The sequence below is a fragment of the Streptomyces sp. NPDC038200 genome, from assembly GCF_055600785.1.
In genome coordinates this window covers 566394-588321 of the sequence record NZ_JBVJYH010000001.1, presented here as the reverse complement: position 1 = coordinate 588321, position 21928 = coordinate 566394, and the positions used below count along the sequence as shown (strand labels likewise).

Genomic DNA, 21928 nt, shown 5'->3' with positions numbered 1-21928 from the left:
GGCGGCCCCGGTGCCGGTCACGCTCTCAGGCGCAGGCCGCGCGGTGTCGCCACGAAGCCCGCCGCCTCCAGGAGGGCGCCTATGGGGGAGGTCAGGGCCTGGGCGCCATTGATCCGCTCGACCGTGACCGTGCCGAGCGAGCCCGCGCGGGCCGCCGCGGCCAGCGCCTCGGCGGCCGTACGCAGGCGGGGGTCGTCCGCCGCAGCGGTGTCCGGCGCCGTAGGCCAGGCCAGCAGTGTCTTGCCGCCGCGTTCCATATAGAGCGTCAGCTCGCCGTCCACGAGGACGACCAGCGAACCCGCCTTGCGGCCCGGCTTGTGCCCGGCTCCGGTCGGCGGCTCCGGCCAGCCGAGCGCGGAGCCGTAGGCGTTCGCCGGGTCGGCCGCGGCGAGGACCACGGCACGGGGGTCGGGCGCGGGCGTGCCCGTTCGGCCGTTGCCGTAGCCGCGGCGCGGGGCCGTGCCGTAGGCGGGCGGGCCGTAGGAGCCGGAGGGGGAGCCGCTGCCGCGTGGGCCGCCGTAGCCGGGGGAGGCGAACGGGTCGGCGAGGTCGCGGGGTGAGCCGTGACCGCCGTCGGGGGCGGCGTCCTCCGGAGGCCAGGTGAAGTCGCCGTCCAGACCGGGGTGGGCGAAGCCGCCGACGGCTCCGTCGAAGGCACCGGCAGGCGTGTGGCCGTGCGGGGCGCCCCCGGAGCCGGCTCCCTCGAACGGGTTCGCGAAGCCCTGCTCGGCGAAGCCGTCCACGGCACCGGAAGCGCCGAAGCCGTACGCCCCGGCGGGGGCGCCGGAGCCGGTCCCGAGGGCCGGAGCGGGCAGGCCCTCGGTCCGCTCGCGGGCGTTCGCCACCGCGCGGAGGCGGTCCACCGCGCCGTCCATCGCGAACTGTGCCGCGCCCAGCCCCTCGACCACGTAACCCCGCCGGGCCTGGCCGCTCTCCTCGAACACCGACAGCACCCGGTACACCGCCGAGAAGCCGCCCTCGACGCCCTCCGCGCCGACCGCGCCCCGGGTGACCACGCCGTGCCGGTCCAGGAGCGTGCGGGCCAGCGCGTGGGCGCGCACGGTGGCGTCCGGTTCGGCCGTGGGCAGCAGCGACCAGCGGCCGGCGACGGTCGGCGGGCCGGTGCGCGAGGCGGTGCGCGCGGCAGCCGTCAGCGAGCCGTAGCGCCCGCGCGGGACGGCACGCTTGGCGCGGTGCGCGGTCGAGCCCGCCGTACGACCCGAGCCGAGGAGGGCCCGCATCGGCGCGAGGGTGTCGTTGGTGAGCCGGCCCGACCAGGCCAGGTCCCAGAGCGCGTCGGCGAGCTGGGGGTCGGTGACGTCGGGGTGCGTGGTGGCACGGACCTGGTCGGCGATCTGCCGGAAGAACAGGCCGTAGCCACCGGCGAGCGTGTCCAGGACGGACTGGTGGAGCGCGGTCAGCTCCAGCGGGTGCGGTGCCGGCAGCAGCAGCGGAGCCGCGTCCGCCAGATAGAGGGAGACCCAGCCGTCCTTACCGGGCAGGGCGCCCGCCCCGGCCCACACCACCTCGCCCGCGGCGGTCAGCTCGTCCAGCATCGCGGGCGTGTAGTGCGCCACGCGGGAGGGCAGGACCAGCTTCTCCAGCGCGGAAGCGGGCACGGAGGCACCCTGCAACTGCTCGACGGCGCGCACCAGGCCGTCGATGCCCCGCAGCCCGTGGCCCTTGCCGATGTGCTGCCACTGCGGCAGGAACTGGGCGAGCGCGGCGGGCGGGACGGGCTCCAGCTCGTGCCGCAGCGCCGCGAGGGAACGGCGACGCAGCCGGCGCAGCACCGCCGCGTCGCACCACTCCTGGCCGATGCCCGCCGGATGGAACTCGCCCTGGACGACCCGGCCGGCCCCGGCCAGCCGTTGCAGGGCCCCCTCGGTGACCGCCGCGCCCAGGCCGAACCGGGCCGCCGCGGTGGCCGAGGTGAACGGGCCGTGGGTACGGGCGTACCGCGCGAGGAGGTCGCCCAGCGGGTCCTTGACCGGCTCGGTGAACGCCTCGGGGACACCGACCGGCAGCGCCGTGCCGAGCGCGTCGCGCAGCCGGCCCGCGTCCTCGACGGCCGCCCAGTGGTCCGTGCCCGCGATCCGCACCCGGATGGCCCGGCGGGCGGCGGCCAGCTCCCGCGCCCACTGCGGATCCGCGCCCCGCGCCACCAGCTCGGCGTCGGTCAGCGGGCCGAGCAGACGGAGCACGTCGGCGACGCCCTCCACATCCTTGACCCGGCGCTCCTCGGTGAGCCACTGCAGCTCGCGCTCCAGCTCGGTCAGCACCTCTGCGTCGAGCAGTTCCCGCAGCTCCGCCTGGCCCAGCAGCTCGGCCAGCAGCCGCGAGTCCAGCGACAGCGCGGCGGCGCGGCGCTCGGCCAGCGGGGAGTCGCCCTCGTACAGGAACTGGGCGACGTACCCGAAGAGCAGGGAACGGGCGAACGGGGACGGCTCCGGGGTCGTGACCTCGACCAGGCGCACCTTGCGGGACTCCAGGTCCCCCATCAGCTCCACGAGGCCGGGGACGTCGAAGACGTCCTGGAGGCATTCACGGACGGCCTCCAGGACGATCGGGAACGAACCGAACTCGCTCGCCACCTGCAGCAGCTGGGCCGCCCGCTGGCGCTGCTGCCACAAGGGGGTGCGCTTGCCCGGGTTGCGGCGGGGCAGCAGCAGCGCGCGGGCGGCGCACTCGCGGAACCGGGAGGCGAACAGCGCCGAGCCGCCGACCTGGTCGGTGACGATCTGGTCGACCTCCCCCTTGTCGAAGGCGACGTCGGCCGCGCCGATCGGGGCCTGCTCGCTGTCGTACTCGGTGCCCGCCTTCACGGGCTCCCGGTCGAGCAGGTCCAGGCCCATCAGATCGGCGTCGGGCAGCCGCAGGACGATGCCGTCGTCGGCGTGCATGACCTGCGCGTCCATGCCGTACCGCTCGGACAGCCGGGCGCCGAGGGCGAGGGCCCAAGGAGCGTGGACCTGGGCGCCGAACGGGGAGTGGACGACGACCCGCCAGTCGCCCAGCTCGTCCCGGAACCGCTCCACGACGATCGTGCGGTCGTCCGGGACATGGCCGCAGGCCTCCCGCTGCTCCTCCAGGTACGACAGCACGTTGTCCGCGGCCCACGTGTCCAGGCCCGCCGTCAGCAGCCGCAGCCGGGCGTCGTCCCTGGGCAGCGAGCCGACCTCGCGCAGGAACGCGCCCACCGCGCGGCCCAGCTCCAGCGGGCGGCCCAGCTGGTCGCCCTTCCAGAAGGGCAGCCGGCCCGGCACGCCCGGCGCCGGCGAGACCAGGACGCGGTCGCGTGTGATGTCCTCGATCCGCCAGGAACTCGTGCCCAGGGTGAAGACGTCGCCCACCCGGGATTCGTAGACCATCTCCTCGTCCAGCTCGCCGACCCGGCCGCCGCCCTTCTTGGGGTCGGAACCGGCGAGGAAGACACCGAACAGGCCACGGTCCGGAATCGTGCCGCCGGAGGTGACGGCGAGCCGCTGGGCGCCCGGCCGGCCGGTGATGTCGCCGGTCACCCGGTCCCACACCACGCGCGGGCGCAGCTCCGCGAACGCGTCCGACGGATAGCGGCCCGCGAGCATGTCCAGGACCGCCGTGAACGCCGACTCGGGCAGCGAGGCGAACGGAGCCGCGCGGCGGACCATGGCCAGCAGGTCGTCGAACTGCCAGGTGTCCAGCGACGTCATGGCGACCAGCTGCTGCGCGAGCACGTCCAGCGGGTTCGCGGGCACCTTCAGCGACTCGATCGAGCCCGACCGCATCCGCTCGGTGACCACGGCGGCCTGGACGAGGTCGCCCCGGTACTTCGGGAAGACGACACCCGTGGAGACGGCGCCCACCTGGTGTCCCGCACGGCCGACGCGCTGCAGCCCCGAGGCGACCGACGGCGGGGACTCGACCTGCACCACGAGGTCCACGGCGCCCATGTCGATGCCGAGTTCGAGGCTGGAGGTGGCCACCACCGCGGGCAGCCGGCCGGCCTTGAGGTCCTCCTCCACCAAAGCGCGCTGCTCCTTGGAGACCGAGCCGTGGTGCGCGCGGGCGATCACCGGCGGCGCGCCCTGGGCCGCGCCCGAACCGCCCATCAGCTGGGCGGGGGAGTGGTGCTCGTCCAGGGTCTCGCCGGTCGCCCGCTCGTAGGCGATCTCGTTGAGCCGGTTGCACAGCCGTTCCGCCAGGCGGCGGGAGTTGGCGAAGACGATCGTGGAGCGGTGGGCCTGGACCAGGTCGGCGATCCGCTCCTCCACGTGTGGCCAGATCGACGGCCGCTCCGCGCCCTCGGCGGCTTCGGTGGCCGGAGAGCCGCCCAGCTCGCCCATGTCCTCGACCGGGACGACCACGGAGAGGTCGAACTCCTTGCCGGACTCCGGCTGGACGATCTCCACCTTGCGGCGCGGGGACAGATACCGGGCCACCTCGTCCACCGGGCGCACGGTCGCCGACAGACCGATCCGGCGGGCCGGCTTCGGCAGCAGCTCGTCCAGCCGCTCCAGGGAGAGCGCGAGGTGCGCGCCGCGCTTGGTGCCGGCGACCGCGTGCACCTCGTCCAGGATCACCGTCTCCACGCCCGTGAGCGCGTCGCGCGTGGCGGACGTCAGCATCAGGAACAGCGACTCGGGCGTGGTGATCAGGATGTCCGGCGGGCGGGTGGACAGGGCGCGGCGCTCGGCGGCCGGGGTGTCGCCGGACCGGATGCCGACCCTGACCTCGGGCTCGGGCAGGCCCAGCCGCACGGACTCCTGGCGGATACCGGTCAGCGGGCTGCGCAGATTGCGCTCGACGTCGACCGCGAGAGCCTTCAGCGGGGACACGTACAGCACCCGGCAGCGCTTCTTCGGGTCGGCCGGGGGCGGGGCCGAGGCCAGCTGGTCCAGGGCGGCGAGGAACGCGGCCAGGGTCTTGCCCGAACCGGTCGGGGCGACCACCAGCACGTCCGAGCCCTCCCCGATGGCCTGCCACGCGCCCGCCTGGGCCGCGGTGGGCGCGGAGAACGCCCCCGTGAACCAGCCGCGGGTCGCGGGGGAGAAGCCGTCGAGGGCTCGGTGTGCGGAGCTGACCATGCGTCCATCCTGCACCCACCCACTGACAATCGCCCTGACCTGGGCAAACGGGACAGGCGTGAGTCCAGCCGTCGTGGTGGACGGCGAGCGGGGCGGGTGACACCGAGCTGGAGGGTGGTGGTGGAGACGCCGAGGGGGTGATGGGGCGCGAGGGCGCAAGGGGTGCGAGGGGCGTGGGGGGTGGCGGGGCAGCAGGGCATGGGGGGCGGGGGATCGGGGCGGTGCGGCACCGGGGCAGGGTGAGCCGATGGGTGCGGGCGGGAGCTGGGCGTGGTGGGGGCGGGCGTGGGGGGAGCTGGGCGTGAGTGGGGGCGGGTGGGGCTGGGCGAGGGCGGGGTGCGGCGCAGGGCGACAATGGCCGTATGGCGGGTTCAGGGGAGCGGGCACGGCACTGGCGGTACGCGGAGCTGCCCGATGTCGATCTGCTGCGCGCCCGGTACATCCGCAAGACCTTCGTCCGGCACACCCACGAGAACTTCGTGATCGCGGCCATCGCCGACGGCGTCGAGGTCTTCCACCACCACGGTTCCGACGTCTCCGCGGGTGCAGGAGCGCTCGCCCTGGTCAACCCGGACACCCCGCACACCGGCCGGGCCGGTGTGCCCGAGGGCTGGCGGTACGGCGCGCTCTACCCCTCGCCGGACGTGGTCGCCGCGATCGCCGCCGAGACCACCACCCTGCGGGGCACGCCGGGCTTCGCCAGCCCCGTCCTCGACGACCCCTACACCGTCCGGCTGGTCCACCAGGTGCTGCGCGCCGCCGACGAGGGCAACGCACTGGCCGCCGACACACTCCTGCGCGTCGCCGTCACCCGGCTGCTGCGGCTGAACGGCGGCCCGCTGCCCCAGCGGCGGACCCGGACAGCCGGCGCGCGGATCGCCGCACGCGCGCGTGCGGTGCTGGAGGAGCGGATGGCCGGGCCGCCGACCCTGGAACGGCTGGCCGCGGATCTCGGGACCAGCCCGTTCGCTCTGCTGCGGGCCTTTCGCGACGCCTACGGCATGCCGCCGCACACCTGGCTGACCGACGCCCGGGTACGGCGTGCCCGGCTGCTGCTGGACGCGGGGACGGCACCCGCCGAGGCGGCCGTCGCCGTCGGTTTCACCGATCAGCCCCACCTCAACCGGCACTTCGCCCGGATCGTCGGTGTGCCTCCGGGGGCGTACCAGCGCGAGCGCACGCGCGCGGACCAGCGCAAGAACGTACAAGACGCGGGCTGACGGCCGCCCGTACCGTCCGGGGCGTGGCACAGCACACAGCACTCACGGACCGGACCGCCGAAGGGGCGGACAAGCCGGACGCGGCCGTCGTACGGGACGCCCTCGGGGTCGGCGTCGCCGTGGGCCTGTCCGGATTCGCCTTCGGGGTGACCTCGGCCGGCAGCGGACTGGGGCTGCTCCAGACCTGCGCGCTCAGCCTTCTGGTGTTCACCGGCGCCTCCCAGTTCGCCCTGGTCGGGGCGCTCGCCGCCGGGGGCAACCCGTTCACGGCCGCAGCCGGCGCCTTCTTCCTGGGCGTACGCAACGCCTTCTACGGACTGCGGTTGTCGCAGTTGCTCGCCCTCCCGCGCGCGGTGCGGCCGTTCGCCGCCCAGTGGGTGATCGACGAGACCACCGCGGTGACGCTGGCGCAGCCCACCCGGCGAGCCGCGCGGATCGGCTTCACGGTCACCGGGCTCAGCCTGTACGTGCTGTGGAACCTCACCACGCTGCTCGGCGCGCTGGGTGCCAGGGCGATCGGTGACACACGCGCGTGGGGACTGGACGCGGCGGGACCCGCCGTGTTCCTGGCCCTGCTCGCCCCGATGCTGAGGACGGCCACCGAGCGCGCGGTCGCCGGCCTCGCCGTCCTGCTGGGCCTGGGTCTGCTGCCCGTCCTGCCGGCCGGGGTCCCGGTCCTGGCGGCGGCGCTGGCGGCACCGCTCGCGCTCTTCGTGGAAGGCCGACGCGGAGGGCGTACCGGGCAGGACGAACGGCATGAGGAACGGCAGGACGAGCGGCCGGAAGAGCGGCAAGAGGCACGACGGTCACAACGGTCGGACGAACGGCCGAAGGAAGCGGACGGCTCGGAGGTGGACCGTTGAACGTCTGGATCGCGATCGGTGTGACCGTCCTCGGCTGCTACGCCGTCAAGCTCGCCGGACTGCTCGTCCCGGCGCACACCGTCGAGCGGCCGTACGTGCGGCGGCTCGCCGCCCTGCTGCCGGTCGCCCTGCTCGCCGCGCTCACGGCCCAGCAGACGTTCGCCGACGGGCACGCGCTCGTGCTGGACGCGCGGGCCGCGGGGCTCGGTGCGGCGGCCGTGGCACTCGTCCTGCGTGCGCCGTTCCTGCTGGTCGTGGCGGCGGCCGTGGTGGTGACGGCGGGCGTACGGGCCATCGGCGGGTGAGGGCGACCCGGCCGCCCCGCCGCCAGGAGCAAGGTCGCGTCCGCCGACGAGAAGGTCCCGGCTCGCGAACGGGAGGCGGCTCAGCCCACGAACCGGCCGTAGGCCCGCAGGGTGCGCAATGCCTCGATGGTCACCAACGGACGCGCCTCCAGCACCGGCGCCGGGGCCCACCGGCGCCAGCTGATCGGCCAGCCGCCGTCCTCCTGCTGTCCGGCGGCCAGATGGTCCAGTGAGCGCGCCATCTCGTCGTCCGTGAACCACGCGCGCGCGAGCGAGTCCGGGCTCCGGGCGAAGTCGTGCGGGAAGTGGTGCTCGCCGGGGGCGTAGCCGGACGCGACCGGAAACGCGTCGAGACGGTCCGGGTCCAGGGCCGCGAGCCGCTGCTCCCGCACCAGACGGCCCAGCCGGTCGGCGGCGGCCTCGGCGCGCGGGCGGTCCGGAGCGGAGTCCAGGAAGGCCACCGCCGCCTCCACCTCGTAGGGATGGGACTTCTCCAGGGACTCCACGGCCTGCCAGCAGAAGTCGGTGGCCCGGAACAGCCAGGCGTGCCACACCTCGTTGCGGTGCAGCAGCCCGACCACCGGTCCGGTGGCCAGCAGCTCGCTGGGGGGATCGTCGACGACCGGGACGAACGGTGCCGTCGGATACCCGCGCTGGCTGGGGTGGATCGCCGGCAGGGCGCCGTCCGGGGTGGAGACGGAGGTCAGATAGCGGCACACGCGCTCCGCCCGCTGCCCGCCGCAGCGCTCGACGGCGTCCAGCACACGCAGCGCGTGCGCGGTGTGCAGGGGCTGGCTGACCGGTCCGCGCAGATCGGGCTCCAGCGCGTGCCCGTACCCGCCGTCCTCGTTGCGGTAGGCGTCCAGTGCCGCTTCCACCGCCTCCGGGCTGCCGTGCAGGAAGTGGTACGCGAAGAGACGCTGCTCCAGTACGCGCGCGGTGAGCCACACGAACTGTTCGGCGCGGAAGAGCGGGGAGCGCGCCGGGGGCGTGGAGGGGAGTGGGGAAACTCCTGTTTCGGCCATGCGTCAGACCGTAGGGCGGAAAGCGGTCTCGGCGAGGGCTCCCGGTCGGGGCCCACCCTCAGGGGCGGGATACTGGAATCATGCGGTTGACGGTCTTCTGGGAGCGAATGGCGGACCACTTCGGTCAGGGGTACGCCGACACCTTCGCGCGCGATCACGTCATGTCGGAACTGGGCGGCCGGACGGTGAACGAGGCACTGGACGCCGGCTGGGCGGCCAAGGACGTGTGGCGTGTGGTCTGCACGGTCATGAACGTGCCGGGCGAGAAGCGCTGACGGCAGGGCGAAATGTCGGACTTGCCGGGGATGGTGGCGGCGGTACGGCACTGATCTGTCACGAAGATCGCCGAGGGGCGCGGGTTGTCGGTGGCGTGGGCGAGACTGGGCGCGTGGCACCCACTGACGAGGACCCCCTGGCCCCCACTGCCGAGGACGGCGAGCCGTCCGCCCGGCAGGCAGCACCGACCGCTCCGCCCCCGCCCGCCCGGCCCCCGCTCTCCGAGGCCGTCGCTCCGGGCGGCCGGATGCCGCGCTGGCTGCCGCGGGCCATGGTGCTCGCGCTGGCGCTGATCGCCGCGTTCCAGCTGGGCAGCTGGGCCTTCCATCAGCTGACCGCACTCCTGATCAACATCTTGATCGCGTTCTTCCTGGCCCTCGCGATCGAGCCCGCGGTGAGCCGGATGGCGGCCGGCGGCATGCGCAGGGGGCTGGCCACGTTTCTGGTCTTCCTCGGCCTGGCCGTCGCCGTCGCCGGATTCGTCATCCTGCTCGGGTCGATGCTGGCCGGCCAGATCATCAAGATGATCGAGGGCTTCCCGGACTACCTCGACTCGCTCATCAACTGGATCAACGAGTCCTTCCACACGAAGCTCAGACGGGTGGACATCCAGGAGGGCCTGCTCCACTCCGACTGGCTGCGCAAGTACGTGCAGAACAGCGCGGCCGGTGTCCTCGACGTGTCCGCCCAGGTGCTCGGCGGGCTCTTCCGGCTGCTGACGGTCACCCTGTTCTCGTTCTACTTCGCCGCGGACGGTCCCCGGCTGCGCCGGGCCCTGTGCTCGGTCCTGCCGCCCGCACGCCAGGCCGAGGTGCTGCGCGCCTGGGAGATCGCCGTCGACAAGACGGGCGGCTATCTGTACTCGCGCGGTCTCATGGCGCTGATCTCCGGGGTGGCGCACTACATCCTGCTGGAGGTCATGGGTGTGCCGTACGCGCCCGTGCTCGGCGTCTGGGTGGGCCTGGTCTCGCAGTTCATCCCCACCATCGGGACGTACCTCGCGGGCGCGCTGCCGATGTTGATCGCGTTCACCGTCAACCCCTGGTACGCGGTGTGGGTGCTGGTCTTCGTCGTGATCTACCAGCAGTTCGAGAACTACGTGCTCCAGCCCAAGCTGACCGCCAAGACCGTCGACATCCACCCGGCCGTCGCCTTCGGCTCGGTCGTCGCGGGCACCGCCCTGCTGGGCGCGGTCGGCGCGCTGATCGCCATCCCGGCGGTGGCGACCCTGCAGGCGTTCCTCGGGGCGTACGTGAAGCGGTACGCCGTCACGGACGACCCCCGGGTGCACGGGCACCGGAGCAGGGGCTCGGGCGGTCCCGGGATGATCACGCGCATGCGACGGCTCCGGGTCGGCCGCCGGCCCGGCGGGGAGGAGCGGGCGTAGGCCGCTGCCGCGCGGGGGCGGCGCGGTAGGCCGAGGCTCGCGTCCTGGACCCCCTCGTCCAGGTCGCAGGGCTGATGCGAAGTCCACGGTCGGCCGGTCGTCGTCGTTCCTCTCCGCCCACCCCGCGAAGGCCCCTCCGGTGCCGCGGGGTGCGCTTGACACAAAAATCGAACATCCATTCTCATGGAGGTTCAGGCGAGGCTTTCGGTTGGGGATTCCGTCCCGATTCGCGGGGAGATGTCCCTCGGTTATCCACAGGCTGGACCTGCGTCGGGGCGCATTGTCAGTGGCAGGCGTTAGCGTCTTTGACGTGAAGCGATCGACTCAAGCAAACCGGGTGGAACCCATGGCAGGAACCGACCGCGAGAAGGCGCTCGACGCCGCGCTCGCACAGATTGAACGACAATTCGGCAAGGGCGCGGTCATGCGCATGGGCGAGCGGTCGAAGGAGCCCATCGAGGTCATCCCGACCGGGTCGACCGCCCTCGACGTGGCCCTCGGTGTCGGCGGCCTGCCGCGCGGCCGTGTCGTGGAGATCTACGGACCGGAGTCCTCCGGTAAGACGACCCTGACCCTGCACGCCGTGGCCAACGCGCAGAAGGCCGGCGGCCAGGTCGCCTTCGTGGACGCCGAGCACGCCCTCGACCCCGAGTACGCGCGCAAGCTGGGCGTCGACATCGACAACCTGATCCTCTCCCAGCCGGACAACGGCGAGCAGGCGCTGGAGATCGTGGACATGCTGGTCCGCTCCGGTGCCCTGGACCTGATCGTCATCGACTCCGTCGCCGCGCTCGTGCCGCGCGCGGAGATCGAGGGCGAGATGGGCGACAGCCACGTGGGTCTCCAGGCCCGTCTGATGAGCCAGGCGCTGCGGAAGATCACCAGCGCGCTCAACCAGTCCAAGACCACCGCCATCTTCATCAACCAGCTCCGCGAGAAGATCGGTGTGATGTTCGGCTCCCCCGAGACCACGACCGGTGGCCGGGCGCTGAAGTTCTACGCTTCGGTGCGCATCGACATCCGCCGTATCGAAACGCTGAAGGACGGCACGGAGGCGGTCGGCAACCGCACCCGCTGCAAGGTCGTCAAGAACAAGGTCGCGCCGCCCTTCAAGCAGGCCGAGTTCGACATCCTCTACGGCCAGGGCATCAGCCGTGAGGGCGGCCTGATCGACATGGGCGTGGAGCACGGCTTCGTCCGCAAGGCCGGCGCCTGGTACACCTACGAGGGCGACCAGCTCGGCCAGGGCAAGGAGAACGCGCGCAACTTCCTCAAGGACAACCCCGACCTGGCCAACGAGATCGAGAAGAAGATCAAGGAGAAGCTGGGCGTGGGGGTCCGGCCGGAGGAGCCCGCGGCCGAGCCGGGTGCGGACGCGGCGGTCACCCCCGCGGCGACCGAGGACGCCGCCAAGTCGGCAGCCGTCAAGGCCACCAAGCCCAAGGCCGCCGCAGCCAAGAGCTGACCCGTGACACGACGAACCGACTGGGCGGAGTACGAGTACGCCGAGGACGGCGGCGGCACGGACCCGGCCGGCACCGACGGCGTGGACGGCGTGGACGGCGAGCCGCACGGGGGCGGTTCGCGCGGTGGTCGTGGGTCCGTTGGCCGTGGGTCCGGGGGGCCCGGCGGGACGCGCGGCGGTGGCCGGGGGCGCGGCCGGCGGCGCGGCTTCGGGGACGCGCCCGATGAGGACGAAGGCGCCCCTCCCTCGGCGAGGGACGAGCGGGGGGAGTCTTCGGGGGACCCGGCTGAGCGGGCCCGGGCGATCTGCCTGCGCCTGCTCACCGGGACCCCCCGCACCCGCAAGCAGCTCGCGGACGCCCTGCGCAAGCGGGACATCCCCGACGACGTGACCGAGGAGGTGCTGACGCGGTTCGAGGAGGTCGGGCTCATCGACGACAGCGCCTTCGCGGACGCCTGGGTGGAGTCCCGGCACCATGGGCGGGGACTCGCCCGCCGCGCCCTCGCCCGGGAGCTGCGCACCAAGGGAGTCGACTCGACGCTGATCGAGGACGCCGTCGGTCAGCTCGACTCCGAACAGGAGGAGACGACCGCCCGCGAACTCGTCGCGCGCAAGCTGCGTGCCACCCGTGGCCTCGACCGCGACAAGCGGCTCCGACGGCTGGGAGGCATGCTCGCCCGCAAGGGCTATCCCGAGGGCATGGCCCTCCGCGTCGTCCGCCAGGCGCTGGAGGAAGAGGGCGAGGACACGGAGTCCCTCGGGGACGGGGACTTCTGACGGGGGGCGGGACATCTGCCGGAGGCTGGACTTCTGGCGGAACGTCCGGCGGGGCTGGGCTTCCGGCGGAACGTCCGGCGGGCGGGGACTTCTGAGGGGCGAGGTCCGAGGGCGCGGCCGCTTCTTGCGGGGACGGGGGCTTCCGACGCGCTGCGCGCCCTGACGCGCGCTTCTGCCGGAGCCCGGCAGCGGCCTTCCGGGGTGGCCGGTGGGCACCGGCGTCCGGGGTGGGGCTAACCCCCGCCGGAGACGCCGGACCACCGCAGTGCTTTCCCACCCCCGCACCGGCGAGTGTGTATCCACGCTCAGCGCACGACACGACCGATGCGTACAACAGAAGAGAGCCCCGTCCCCATGATGCTGCGTTACGCCCTGCAGACCGTCCGCGCACGCAAGGCAGGTTTCCTCGGTGCCTTCCTCGCCCTGATGTGCGCGGCGGCTCTCGTCACCGCTTGCGGCACCCTCCTCGACACCGGCCTGCGCGGCACCGTCCGGACCGAGCGCTACGCCGCCGCTCCCGTCGTCGTCTCCGCCGACCAGTACGTGCACCGGACCACCGTCAAGCACAAGAAGGGCAAGACCAAGGTCAAGCGCAAGGCGAAACCCATCGCCGAACGGGCCTGGCTGCCCGAGGACCTGCGCAGCACGCTCGCCCGCACCCCCGGCGTGGCCCGGGTTGTCCCCGAACTCACCTTCCCGGCCCAGCCGTCGACCCCGGCAGGCACCGGCGGCCGTACCGCCTACGGCCACGCGTGGGACTCCGCCGCGCTGACCCCGTACCGGCTGACCGCCGGCCACGCACCCGAGGGCGCGGGCGACCTCGTCGTCGACAGCGACCTCGCCGAGCGGGCCCGGCTGCGGCCCGGCGACCGGCTCACCGTGCAGTCCACGCAGTCCCCGCGCGGCTACACGATCACCGGTATCGCCACCCCCGCCACCGCCGTGGACCACCAGACGTCCCTGTTCTTCTCCACCGCCGAGGCGCGCCGGCTGGCCGCGCACCCCGGGCAGGTCACCGCGTTCGGCGTGCTGCCGGCCAAGGGAACGGACCCCGAGCGGGTGCGCCGGGCCGTGGCAGGAGCGCTGCACGGCACCACGGCCCAGGTCAGCACCGGTGACGCCCGCGGTCCCGTCGAGTTCCTGGACGCCGCTGCCGCCCGCACCCGGCTGGTCAGCATGGGCGGCGCGATGGGCGGCACCTCGCTGCTGGTCGCGGTGCTCGTGGTCGTCGGCACCTTCGCGCTCACCGTGCAGCAGCGCCACCGCGAACTCGCCCTGCTCCGCGCCATCGCCGCCACCCCCGGGCAGATCCGCAAGCTGCTCGGCCGGGAAGCGCTGATCGTCGGCGCGGCGGCGGGCACGGTCGGCGCACTGCTCGGGCTGCCGCTGGGCGGCTGGCTGCACTCCAGGTTCGTCGCCCTGGGCGCCGTACCCGACACGCTCGAACTCACCGTCAGTGTCTTCCCGCCGCTCGCCGCGCTCGTCGTCACCCTGCTCGGCGCCTGGGCGGCGGCCCGCATCGCCTCCCGCAGGATCACCCGGATCCGTCCGGCCGAGGCCCTGGCCGAAGCCAGGACCGAGCGCACCCGACCCGCCTGGGGCCGGATCGTCGCAGGGCTGCTGCTTCTCGTCGGCGGAGTCGTCCTCGTCGTCGTCCTCGCCTCCCTGCGCACCGAGCCCGCCTCGACCCCCGTCACGTTCCTCGCCGTCGTCGTCCTGTCCACCTCCGTCGCGCTGCTCGGTCCCCTCCTGATCAAGGCCGCCACACTGCTGCTCGCCGGCCCGCTCCGGCTCACCGGTCACGGCGGCCGGCTCGCCACCGCCAACCTGCGCGGGAACGCCGCCCGCATGGCCTCCGTGGTCACCCCGCTCACCCTGCTCGTCGGCATGACCTGCACCGTCCTGTTCGTCCAGGCCACCCTCGGTGACGCCGCCCGCACCCAGACCCGCGAAGGCATCAGGGCCGACTGGGTCGTCGCCGCCCAGGGGCCGGGCATCCCCGGCGAGGCCGCCCGGCGGCTGCGCACAGGGCACAACGCCGTCACCGAGGTGGTCCGCACGACCGTCCGCGTCGGCCTCGACAAGTACCCCGCCCAGGGCGTCACCCCCGCCGGGCTGACCCGCACCTGGGACCCGAAGGTCACCGCCGGCTCCCTCGACCGGCTCGGGCCCGGCACCGTCGCCGTCAGCGAACTCGCCGCCGACCAGCAGCATCTGAAGCCGGGCAGCACGCTGAGGCTCACGCTCGGCGACGGCACGCCCGCCACGCTCACCGTCGCCGCCGTCTACGCCCGAGGTCTCGGCTTCGGCGACCTCACCTTCGCCCACGACCTCGTCGCCCACCACGTCGACAACCCGCTCGCCTCCTCCGTCCTCGTCAGCACGGCCCGTACACAGACACAACTCGCGACTACGCTCCGTGAGTTCCCGGGACTGCGGATTCTCTCGCCGGCTGCCGCCGACTCCCTCCAGGCCAACCGGCAGCAGACGAATGCCGAGGTCAACTACCTGGCCATGGGGCTGGTCCTGGCCTTCACCGCCATCGCCGTGGTCAACACGCTCGCCATGTCGGTCGCGGAGCGTGTCCGGGAGTTCGCGCTGCTCCGCCTCGCCGGCGCGACCCGCCGTCAGGTGCTGCGCATGCTGCGCACCGAGGCGCTGTCCGTCCTGTTCCTCGCCACCGCGCTCGGCAGCGGTATCGCCCTCGCCGTGCTCACCGCGTTCAGCGTCGGCATGACGGGCCGGGCCGCTCCGACGGTCACCCCGCTGCTCTACGTGGGCGTCGTCGGCGTCGCCGGTGTCCTCGCGCTCGTGGCCGGCGCCCTGCCGGGGCGCGCGGCTCTCCGGGTGCCGGCGGTGACGGTCGCCACGGCGAAGGAGTAGCACCGGCGCCAGTCCCCGGCGCGCCCGTCGGAGCCGCCGTGAGCCCCCGGGCCCCGCGTCGGAGCCGTCGCGAGCCCCCGCGGTCCGCCTGTCGGAGCCGCCGCGAGCCCCTGCCGCCCTTCTGCCGAAGCCGCCGTGACCCCCGCGTAGTGCCGGGGGCACGGCGGCTTCGGACGTCCGTTCAGGGGGTCGCCGGTGTGACCGGCAGTCCCGCCGCCCGCCATGCCTGGAAGCCGCCGACCAGGTCGGTCGCCCGGTGCAGGCCCAGCTGGTGGAGGGAGGCGGCGGCGAGGCTGGAGGCGTAGCCCTCGTTGCAGATCACCACGATCCGCAAATCGTGTCCGGTGGCCTCGGGCAGTCGGTGGCTGCCCTGGGGGTCGAGGCGCCACTCCAGTTCGTTGCGCTCGACGACGACGGCACCGGGGATGAGCCCGTCCCGCTCGCGCAGGGCCGCGTACCGGATGTCGACCAGCAGTGCCGCCCCGGACCGCGCCGCCTCGTGCGCCTCCTGTGCCTCGACACGCTGGTAGCCGGTCCGCACCCGCTCCAGCAACGCGTCGATGCCGACGGGCTGTTCGTCCGTCACGCCGGTCACCGTCGGCTGCTCGTCCGTCACGCCGGTCACCGCCGGCTGCTCGTCCGTCACGCCGGTCACCGTCGGCCGCTCACCGGTGCCGCTCACTGCCAGTCCTCCGGGCGCTCGACCTGCTCCAGACGCAGCACCTGGCCCGCGCGACTGAAGCGGCGGATCCGTGGCAGCGGCGGGTAGTAGGCGTGGACGGAGACCGCGTGCCGGTCCTGGGACTCGTTGAGCACCTCGTGCACATGGTGGCGGCCGAAGGCGCGGCCCTGCCCGGCGGACAGCCGGCGTACCCGGTCGACGCCGTCGGTCAGTTCCAGGGTCTTCCAGCCGTCGGTGGGCAGCCGGGCGGCGAGGGAGTTCTCGGTGAGGTCGCCGGACGCGGTGAGGAAGGCGCCGACCGAGTCGGCGTGGTCGTGCCAGCCGGTGCCGGTACCGGGCGGCCAGCCGATCAGCCAGGCCTCGCTGCCGCCGGGGCCCTTCAGCCGCACCCAGGTGCGGCCCTCCGGGTCGAGCGGCAGGGAGGCGATCAGCTCGGCGTCGGCCGCCGTGCGCCGGACGAAGTCGAGGAGGTCCGCCTGGGTGGGTGCCGAGCCGGTGGCAGCGGACGCGGAAGCCGACAGGGAAGGGGAGGGGACAGACACGCGCACCGTCCTGAAGAGCGTTCGCGGAAACGGGCGCGCGACGGCGCCCGGAAAGGGGGGAGGCGAATTCAGCAGGACGGACGACACACGCAGCCCGCATAGCGGACGAGGTCCATATGGACCCTCCGCCACAGGCGCACACAGGTGTCGGTCACGATCCGGAGTACAGCACGCTGCCGTACTCCGGTCAACCGAGTGTCACCCTGTGGACGAAGGGACACGGGGCGCACGGTCAGCGCGCGCCGGAGCCGGCCTCCGCCGCCGCCTCCGCCCGGTGCGACTCCTCTCGCGCCGCACCGCCCAGCGCGGCCTCGGCCGCCGCGTACAGGTCGGCCGGACGGACCCCGCTCAGGGCGGTGACCAGGTGTCCGTCGGGGCGCACGAGCAGCACGCTGTGCGCCGGGGCACCGGGGTAGCACTCGGCGACCAGCAGCTCGGCGGGGTGCGGCAGCGCGGTCACGGCCGCCGCGAGCCGGGGCATCACTCCGGCGGACACCCAGTGCTTGCGGTCCCAGACACCCGTACCGGGCGCGATCAGGACGACGAGCAGCGCGCCGCGCCCCAGCCGGTCGCGCAGCCGGACGAAGGACCCGTCCTCCGCCGTGACCCGGACATCGGTGACCGGTGCGCCGGGCGGGGTGTCGACGGCGATGTCCGCCTCCAGGCGCGGGGGCGCGAGCGGTGAGCCGGCGTACGTCCCCGGCGCGCCCAGCGGACCGCGCCCCAGGTGGCCGTCCGCCAGCAGCGCGTCGTGGCCCTTGGCCGCACCCGGGACGATCTGGCGCAGCCCGCCCCCGCCGCGCAGCACCGGCAGCACCTGGTCGGCGGCGCGCAGCCGGGCGGCGACGATCGCGCGGCGCTCGGACTGGTAGCTGTCCAGCAGGGCCTCGTGCGGGCCGTGGTGCCAGGCCGTGGCCAGCTTCCAGGCGAGGTTGTCGGCGTCCCGGAGACCCTCGTCGAGCCCCTGGGTGCCGAGGGCGCCGAGCAGATGGGCGGCGTCCCCGGCGAGGAAGACCCGGCCGGCGCGCCACCGGCGGGCCAGCCGGTGGTGCACGGTGTGGACACCGGTGTCGAGCAGGTCGTACGGGGGAGTGGTGCCGTCCGACCAGCCTTCGAGGGTCTCGCGGATCCGGGCCAGCAGGATCTCGGGCGTGACCAGGTCCTTGCCCGGCGGCAGCAGCCAGTCCAGGCGCCACACCCCGTCCGGGAGGGGGCGGGCGGTCACCTCTCCGGCCGAGGGCCCGGACGACCGCCACGGCGGCATCCGATGGAGCAACGCCCGGCCCTCCCACGGAAGTTCCACGCGCAGTGCGGCGACCGCGTGCCGCTCCACCGCCGTACGGCCGGGGAAGCGGATGTCCTGGAGCTTGCGCACGGTCGAGCGGGGGCCGTCGCAGCCCACCAGGTAACTGCCGCGCCACCAGACACCCTTCGGACCGCGGGTGTGCGCGGTGACACCGGCCCGCTCCTGCTCGAGGGCGTCCAGACGGCTGTCGACGGCCACCTTCACCAGCGGCTCGTCGGCGAGGGCCGCGCGCAGTGCGTGGGTGAGGGCGTGCTGGGCGATGTGCAGCGGGGCGGCGGGGTCGGCCGCGTCGAAGGCGATCTCGGTCGTCACCTGCTTGCGCCGCAGGGACCGCCATCCGGCCCAGCGCACGCCCTGCTCGTCGAGCGCCGTTCCGGTCAGCCGCGTCAGCAGGGCGGCCGTGTCCTCGCGCAGCACGACGGTGCGCGCCGGGCGGGGTTCGTCCTTGCCGGGGCCTTCGTCGAGGACGACCGCAGGCACGTGCTGACGGGCCAGCAGCAGGGCGAGCGTCAGTCCGACCGGCCCCGCTCCGACAATGATCACCGGGTCCATGACGCGGCGCCCCCTGCCCGTGACGATGCCCTGACGGAGACAAGTGAACAGGAAGGCGGAGCGGGGTGCACGATCACGAAAGGTATGCAACCCATTGGCAGAGTTTGCGTCAAGCGACGGGAGGCAGTGGCGATCACGCCACTGCCTCCGGGGGAGTCATGTCACTTGAATGCGCGTCAGTCGTCCTTGCCGACGCCGGACCCGCCGGCGACGAAGGGCCCGCTGGGGTCGACACCGCCGGGCGCGCCTCCGGCCCCGGTTGCCGCCGTACCGCCGATGTCCGCGACGTCCTGGACGCCGAGCACCGCGCCGGTCGACTTCTTGCGCCGCCGCAGCCGGCCCTCCAGCCAGCCCGCGAACGAGGTCAGCGAGAAGTTGAGGATCACGTAGATCACGGCCACGATCGTGAAGGACGCGATGGTGTTGGCGCCGTAGTAGCCGCTCATCGTGTTCGCCGAGGCGAGCAGTTCGGGGAAGGTGAGGACGGCGCCGCCGAGCGCGGTGTCCTTCACGATGACGACGAGCTGGCTGACGATCGCCGGGAGCATCGCGGTGACCGCCTGCGGCAGCAGGATGAGCCGCATCACCTGGTTCTTGCGCAGGCCGATCGCCATGGCGGCCTCGGACTGGCCCTTGGGCAGGGAGAGGATGCCCGCGCGGACGATCTCGGCGAGCACGGAGGCGTTGTACAGCACCAGGCCGGTGACGACCGCGTAGAGCGGACGGTCGTCGGAACTGACGTCGGTGTAACTGCTGTACAGCTCGTTGCCGAAGATCATCAGGACCAGTACCGGGATCGCGCGGAAGAACTCCACGACGACCGTGGCCGGGCCCCGCACCCACGCGTGGTCCGAGAGCCGGGCGATACCGAGGACGGCGCCCAGCGGCAGCGCGATGATCATCGCCAGCGCCGCGGCCTTCAGGGTGTTCTGCAGACCGGGCCAGATGTACGTCGAGTACGCCTCGGTGTCACCGCCGAAGTAGGGCTTCCACAGCGCCCACTCCAGCTGGTTCTTGTCGTCGAGGGCCGCGTACACCCACCAGACGACCGCGGCGAGCACGGCTATGAAGAGCACCGTGTAGAGGACGTTGCGCCGTTTGGCGCGCGGCCCCTGGGCGTCGTAGAGGACCGAGGTCATCGCTTCACCGCCACCTTCTTGCCCACCCAGCCGAGGATCAGGCCGGTCGGCAGGGTCAGGCAGCAGAAGCCGAACGCGAAGATCGCGGAGATCAGCAGCAACTGTGCCTCGTTCTCGACCATGTCCTTCATCAGCGCCGCCGCCTCGGCGACACCGATCGCGGCGGCCACCGTCGTGTTCTTCGTCAACGCGATCAGGACGTTGGTCAGCGGGAGCACGGCGGCCCGGAAGGCCTGCGGCAGCACGATCAGGAACAGCACCTGGGTGAAGCTCAGGCCGATGGCCCGCGCGGCCTCCGCCTGGCCCACCGGCACGGTGTTGATGCCGGCCCGGATCGCCTCGCACACGAAGGCCGACGTGTAGACGGTCAGCCCGAGCACCGCCAGCCGGAAGCTGTACGAGTCCACGATGTCGCCGGCGCCGAGGCTGACGCCCAGCGTGTCGTGGAGGCCGAGCGAGGCGAACAGGATGATCACCGTGAGCGGGATGTTCCGCACGATGTTCACGTAGGCGGTGCCGAAACCGCGCATCAGCGGTACGGGGCCCACCCGCATGCCGGCCAGCAGGGTTCCCCAGACCAGGGAGCCCACGGCGGACAACAGGGTCAGCTGCACTGTCGTCCAGAAGGCACCGAGTACGTCGTAACCTTCAAGAAAGTCGAACACGATCTCCCGCGCTTCCGCGTGTAGGGATGCCCGGGTGCGCCGCCCTCACGGACGGCGCACCCCACGGGCGTTGCCTCAGCTCTTGATGTCGCCGATCTTCGGGGCGGGCTCGTTCTTGTAGCCGGCCGGGCCGAAGTTCTTGTCCACGGCCTTCTGCCAGGACTTGTCGGCCACCATCTCCTCGAGGGCCTTGTTGATCTTGGCCTTGAGGTCGCTGCCCTTCTTGACGCCGATGCCGTAGTTCTCGTTGGTCATCTTCAGACCGCCGAGCTTGAACTTGCCCTTGAACTGGGACTGGCTGGCGTAACCGGCGAGGATCGAGTCGTCCGTGGTGAGGGCGTCGATCGCCTTGCTCTGCAGACCGGTCAGACAGGCGGAGTACGTCGGGTACTTCTGGAGCTGCGCCTTGGGGGCGAGCCGGTCCTTGACGTTCTGCGCCGAGGTCGAACCGGTGACCGAGCACAGCTTCGCCTTGTTCAGGTCCGCCGCCGTCTTGATCGAGGTGTCGTCCGCGCGGACGAGGACGTCCTGGTGGGCGAGGAGGTACGGACCGGCGAAGTCGACCAGCTGCTGGCGCTCGGGGGTGATCGAGTACGAGGCGGCGATGAAGTCGACGTCACCGCGCTTCAGCATGGTCTCGCGGTCGGCGCTCTTCGACTCCTTCCACTCGATCTGGTCGGCGCTGTAGCCGAGCTTCTTGGCGACATAGGTGGCGACGTCGACGTCGAAGCCCGAGTAGCCCTGCGGGGTCTTCTGGCCGATGCCCGGCTGGTCGAACTTGATGCCGATGGTGATCTTCTTGCCACCGCCGGAGCCCTTGTCGTCCTTGTCGCCGCCGCACGCGGTGGCGGTCACGGAGAGGGCGAGGAGGACGGCCGAGGCGGCGGTGACCTTGCGGAGCTTCATGGTGAACATCCTTTGAGTGGTGAGGAACGAGGTCCCTGGAGCGCGCGACGCGAGCGGGCCGTGGCGCCGGTCAGTGGTGCAGGATCTTGGACAGGAAGTCCTTGGCCCGGTCGCTGCGCGGGTTGCTGAAGAACTGGTCGGGCGCAGCCTGTTCGACGATCCGGCCGTCCGCCATGAAGACGACTCGATTTGCAGCCGATCGTGCGAAGCCCATCTCGTGCGTGACGACGATCATCGTCATGCCCTCACGCGCGAGCTGCTGCATGACTTCCAGGACCTCATTGATCATCTCGGGGTCGAGGGCGGAGGTCGGCTCGTCGAACAGCATGACCTTCGGGCCCATCGCCAGCGCCCGCGCGATCGCGACCCGCTGCTGCTGGCCGCCGGACAACTGGGCCGGGTACTTGTCGGCCTGGGTGCCCACGCCGACCCGGTCCAGCAGCGCCCGCGCCTTCTCCTCGGCCTGCTTCTTGTCCGCCTTGCGGACCTTGACCTGCCCCAGCATCACGTTCTCGAGCACGGTCTTGTGCGCGAAGAGGTTGAACGACTGGAACACCATCCCGACGTCCGCCCGCAGCCGGGCCAACTCCCGGCCCTCGTGCGGCAGGGGCTTGCCGTCGATCGTGATCGTGCCCGAGTCGATCGTCTCCAGGCGGTTGATGGTGCGGCACAAGGTCGACTTGCCGGACCCGGAGGGCCCGATGACCACGACGACCTCGCCGCGGGCGATCGTCAGGTCGATGTCCTGGAGCACGTGCAACGCGCCGAAGTGCTTGTTGACGCTGCTCAGGACGACCAGTTCGTCGGACGTGGCCACATCTTCCTTGGCCACCGTTACTTTGGTCATCGCTCTCGGGCTCCGTCCTCCT

18 protein-coding genes are annotated in these 21928 nt (G+C 72.9%); 8 read left to right on the top strand and 10 right to left on the bottom strand.

Features of this window, described 5'->3' with window-relative positions:
• Positions 1-17 precede the first annotated feature (17 nt).
• The gene (locus tag ACZ7KF_RS02435) at positions 18-5066 is read right to left on the bottom strand and encodes an ATP-dependent helicase (protein ID WP_471068597.1); all 5049 of its coding nucleotides are present in this window, start codon (positions 5064-5066) and stop codon (positions 18-20) included.
• Positions 5067-5428: 362 nt separating this feature from the next.
• Between ACZ7KF_RS02435 and ACZ7KF_RS02430 the strand changes: the two genes are divergently transcribed.
• From ACZ7KF_RS02430 to ACZ7KF_RS02420, 3 genes are read left to right on the top strand one after another with little or no spacing between them, the layout of a single operon-like run.
• Positions 5429-6286, top strand: coding sequence for an AraC family transcriptional regulator (locus ACZ7KF_RS02430; RefSeq protein ID WP_471068594.1), 858 nt, complete (start codon positions 5429-5431; stop codon positions 6284-6286).
• Between the two features lie 23 nt (positions 6287-6309).
• The gene (locus ACZ7KF_RS02425) at positions 6310-7149 is read left to right on the top strand and encodes an AzlC family ABC transporter permease (RefSeq protein WP_471068592.1); all 840 of its coding nucleotides are present in this window, start codon (positions 6310-6312) and stop codon (positions 7147-7149) included.
• Complete coding sequence (locus ACZ7KF_RS02420; protein WP_471068589.1) at positions 7146-7454, top strand: AzlD domain-containing protein; 309 nt, start codon at positions 7146-7148, stop codon at positions 7452-7454. The genes ACZ7KF_RS02425 and ACZ7KF_RS02420 overlap by 4 nt, the downstream gene beginning before the upstream one ends.
• 80 nt (positions 7455-7534) lie before the next feature.
• Here ACZ7KF_RS02420 and ACZ7KF_RS02415 read toward each other — a convergent pair whose 3' ends face one another.
• A complete protein-coding gene (locus ACZ7KF_RS02415) occupies positions 7535-8479 on the bottom strand; it encodes a hypothetical protein (protein WP_471068587.1) in 945 nt (314 codons plus the stop codon).
• Between the two features lie 80 nt (positions 8480-8559).
• Between ACZ7KF_RS02415 and ACZ7KF_RS02410 the strand changes: the two genes are divergently transcribed.
• From ACZ7KF_RS02410 to ACZ7KF_RS02390, 5 genes are all read left to right on the top strand, one after another.
• Positions 8560-8754 carry a DUF3046 domain-containing protein gene (locus ACZ7KF_RS02410; RefSeq protein WP_471068585.1) on the top strand — a complete coding sequence of 65 codons (195 nt, stop codon included), beginning with the start codon at positions 8560-8562 and terminating at the stop codon, positions 8752-8754.
• A 137-nt stretch (positions 8755-8891) separates the two neighbouring features.
• Positions 8892-10142, top strand: a complete 1251-nt coding sequence (locus tag ACZ7KF_RS02405; protein ID WP_471069557.1) for an AI-2E family transporter — start codon at positions 8892-8894, stop codon at positions 10140-10142.
• A gap of 346 nt (positions 10143-10488) precedes the next feature.
• On the top strand, positions 10489-11607 hold the full coding sequence (gene recA, locus ACZ7KF_RS02400) for a recombinase RecA (RefSeq protein ID WP_471068584.1): 1119 nt from the start codon (positions 10489-10491) through the stop codon (positions 11605-11607).
• Positions 11608-11610: 3 nt separating this feature from the next.
• Entirely contained in the window at positions 11611-12384 is a 774-nt protein-coding gene (gene recX / locus ACZ7KF_RS02395) for a recombination regulator RecX (protein ID WP_471068582.1), read from the top strand.
• 354 nt (positions 12385-12738) lie between these two features.
• Positions 12739-15267 (top strand): FtsX-like permease family protein, encoded by a 2529-nt coding sequence (locus ACZ7KF_RS02390; RefSeq protein WP_471069556.1) that lies wholly within the window; start codon positions 12739-12741, stop codon positions 15265-15267.
• A gap of 181 nt (positions 15268-15448) precedes the next feature.
• On the opposite strand, the gene ACZ7KF_RS02385 is transcribed toward ACZ7KF_RS02390, so the two are convergent.
• The 8 genes from ACZ7KF_RS02385 to ACZ7KF_RS02350 all read right to left on the bottom strand — a co-directional run bounded on the left by ACZ7KF_RS02385 (position 15449) and on the right by ACZ7KF_RS02350 (position 21906).
• The gene (locus ACZ7KF_RS02385; protein ID WP_471069555.1) at positions 15449-15883 is read right to left on the bottom strand and encodes a rhodanese-like domain-containing protein; all 435 of its coding nucleotides are present in this window, start codon (positions 15881-15883) and stop codon (positions 15449-15451) included.
• 62 nt (positions 15884-15945) lie between these two features.
• Positions 15946-16497, bottom strand: coding sequence for a cupin domain-containing protein (locus ACZ7KF_RS02380; protein ID WP_471068579.1), 552 nt, complete (start codon positions 16495-16497; stop codon positions 15946-15948).
• 62 nt (positions 16498-16559) lie between these two features.
• Positions 16560-16607 (bottom strand): hypothetical protein, encoded by a 48-nt coding sequence (locus ACZ7KF_RS02375; protein WP_309506048.1) that lies wholly within the window; start codon positions 16605-16607, stop codon positions 16560-16562.
• Positions 16608-16723: 116 nt separating this feature from the next.
• The gene (locus tag ACZ7KF_RS02370; RefSeq protein ID WP_471068577.1) at positions 16724-18349 is read right to left on the bottom strand and encodes an FAD-dependent monooxygenase; all 1626 of its coding nucleotides are present in this window, start codon (positions 18347-18349) and stop codon (positions 16724-16726) included.
• A 176-nt stretch (positions 18350-18525) separates the two neighbouring features.
• A complete protein-coding gene (locus ACZ7KF_RS02365; protein WP_471068574.1) occupies positions 18526-19488 on the bottom strand; it encodes an amino acid ABC transporter permease in 963 nt (320 codons plus the stop codon).
• Positions 19485-20153 (bottom strand): amino acid ABC transporter permease, encoded by a 669-nt coding sequence (locus ACZ7KF_RS02360; protein ID WP_471068572.1) that lies wholly within the window; start codon positions 20151-20153, stop codon positions 19485-19487. The genes ACZ7KF_RS02365 and ACZ7KF_RS02360 overlap by 4 nt, the downstream gene beginning before the upstream one ends.
• Positions 20154-20228: 75 nt before the next feature.
• Positions 20229-21059, bottom strand: coding sequence for a glutamate ABC transporter substrate-binding protein (locus tag ACZ7KF_RS02355; RefSeq protein ID WP_471068570.1), 831 nt, complete (start codon positions 21057-21059; stop codon positions 20229-20231).
• A gap of 70 nt (positions 21060-21129) precedes the next feature.
• Complete coding sequence (locus ACZ7KF_RS02350) at positions 21130-21906, bottom strand: amino acid ABC transporter ATP-binding protein (protein WP_225826726.1); 777 nt, start codon at positions 21904-21906, stop codon at positions 21130-21132.
• Positions 21907-21928 lie beyond the last annotated feature (22 nt).

Excerpts from the sequence above, each read along its gene's own strand:
- ACZ7KF_RS02435 (WP_471068597.1), bottom strand. The coding sequence starts at position 5,066 with ATGGTCAGCTCCGCACACCGAGCCCTCGACGGCTTCTCCCCCGCGACC.
- ACZ7KF_RS02430 (WP_471068594.1), top strand. The coding sequence starts at position 5,429 with ATGGCGGGTTCAGGGGAGCGGGCACGGCACTGGCGGTACGCGGAGCTG.
- ACZ7KF_RS02415 (WP_471068587.1), bottom strand. The coding sequence starts at position 8,479 with ATGGCCGAAACAGGAGTTTCCCCACTCCCCTCCACGCCCCCGGCGCGC.
- ACZ7KF_RS02410 (WP_471068585.1), top strand. The coding sequence starts at position 8,560 with ATGCGGTTGACGGTCTTCTGGGAGCGAATGGCGGACCACTTCGGTCAG.
- recA (WP_471068584.1), top strand. The coding sequence starts at position 10,489 with ATGGCAGGAACCGACCGCGAGAAGGCGCTCGACGCCGCGCTCGCACAG.
- ACZ7KF_RS02390 (WP_471069556.1), top strand. The coding sequence starts at position 12,739 with ATGATGCTGCGTTACGCCCTGCAGACCGTCCGCGCACGCAAGGCAGGT.
- ACZ7KF_RS02370 (WP_471068577.1), bottom strand. The coding sequence starts at position 18,349 with ATGGACCCGGTGATCATTGTCGGAGCGGGGCCGGTCGGACTGACGCTC.
- ACZ7KF_RS02365 (WP_471068574.1), bottom strand. The coding sequence starts at position 19,488 with ATGACCTCGGTCCTCTACGACGCCCAGGGGCCGCGCGCCAAACGGCGC.
- ACZ7KF_RS02355 (WP_471068570.1), bottom strand. The coding sequence starts at position 21,059 with ATGAAGCTCCGCAAGGTCACCGCCGCCTCGGCCGTCCTCCTCGCCCTC.
- ACZ7KF_RS02350 (WP_225826726.1), bottom strand. The coding sequence starts at position 21,906 with ATGACCAAAGTAACGGTGGCCAAGGAAGATGTGGCCACGTCCGACGAA.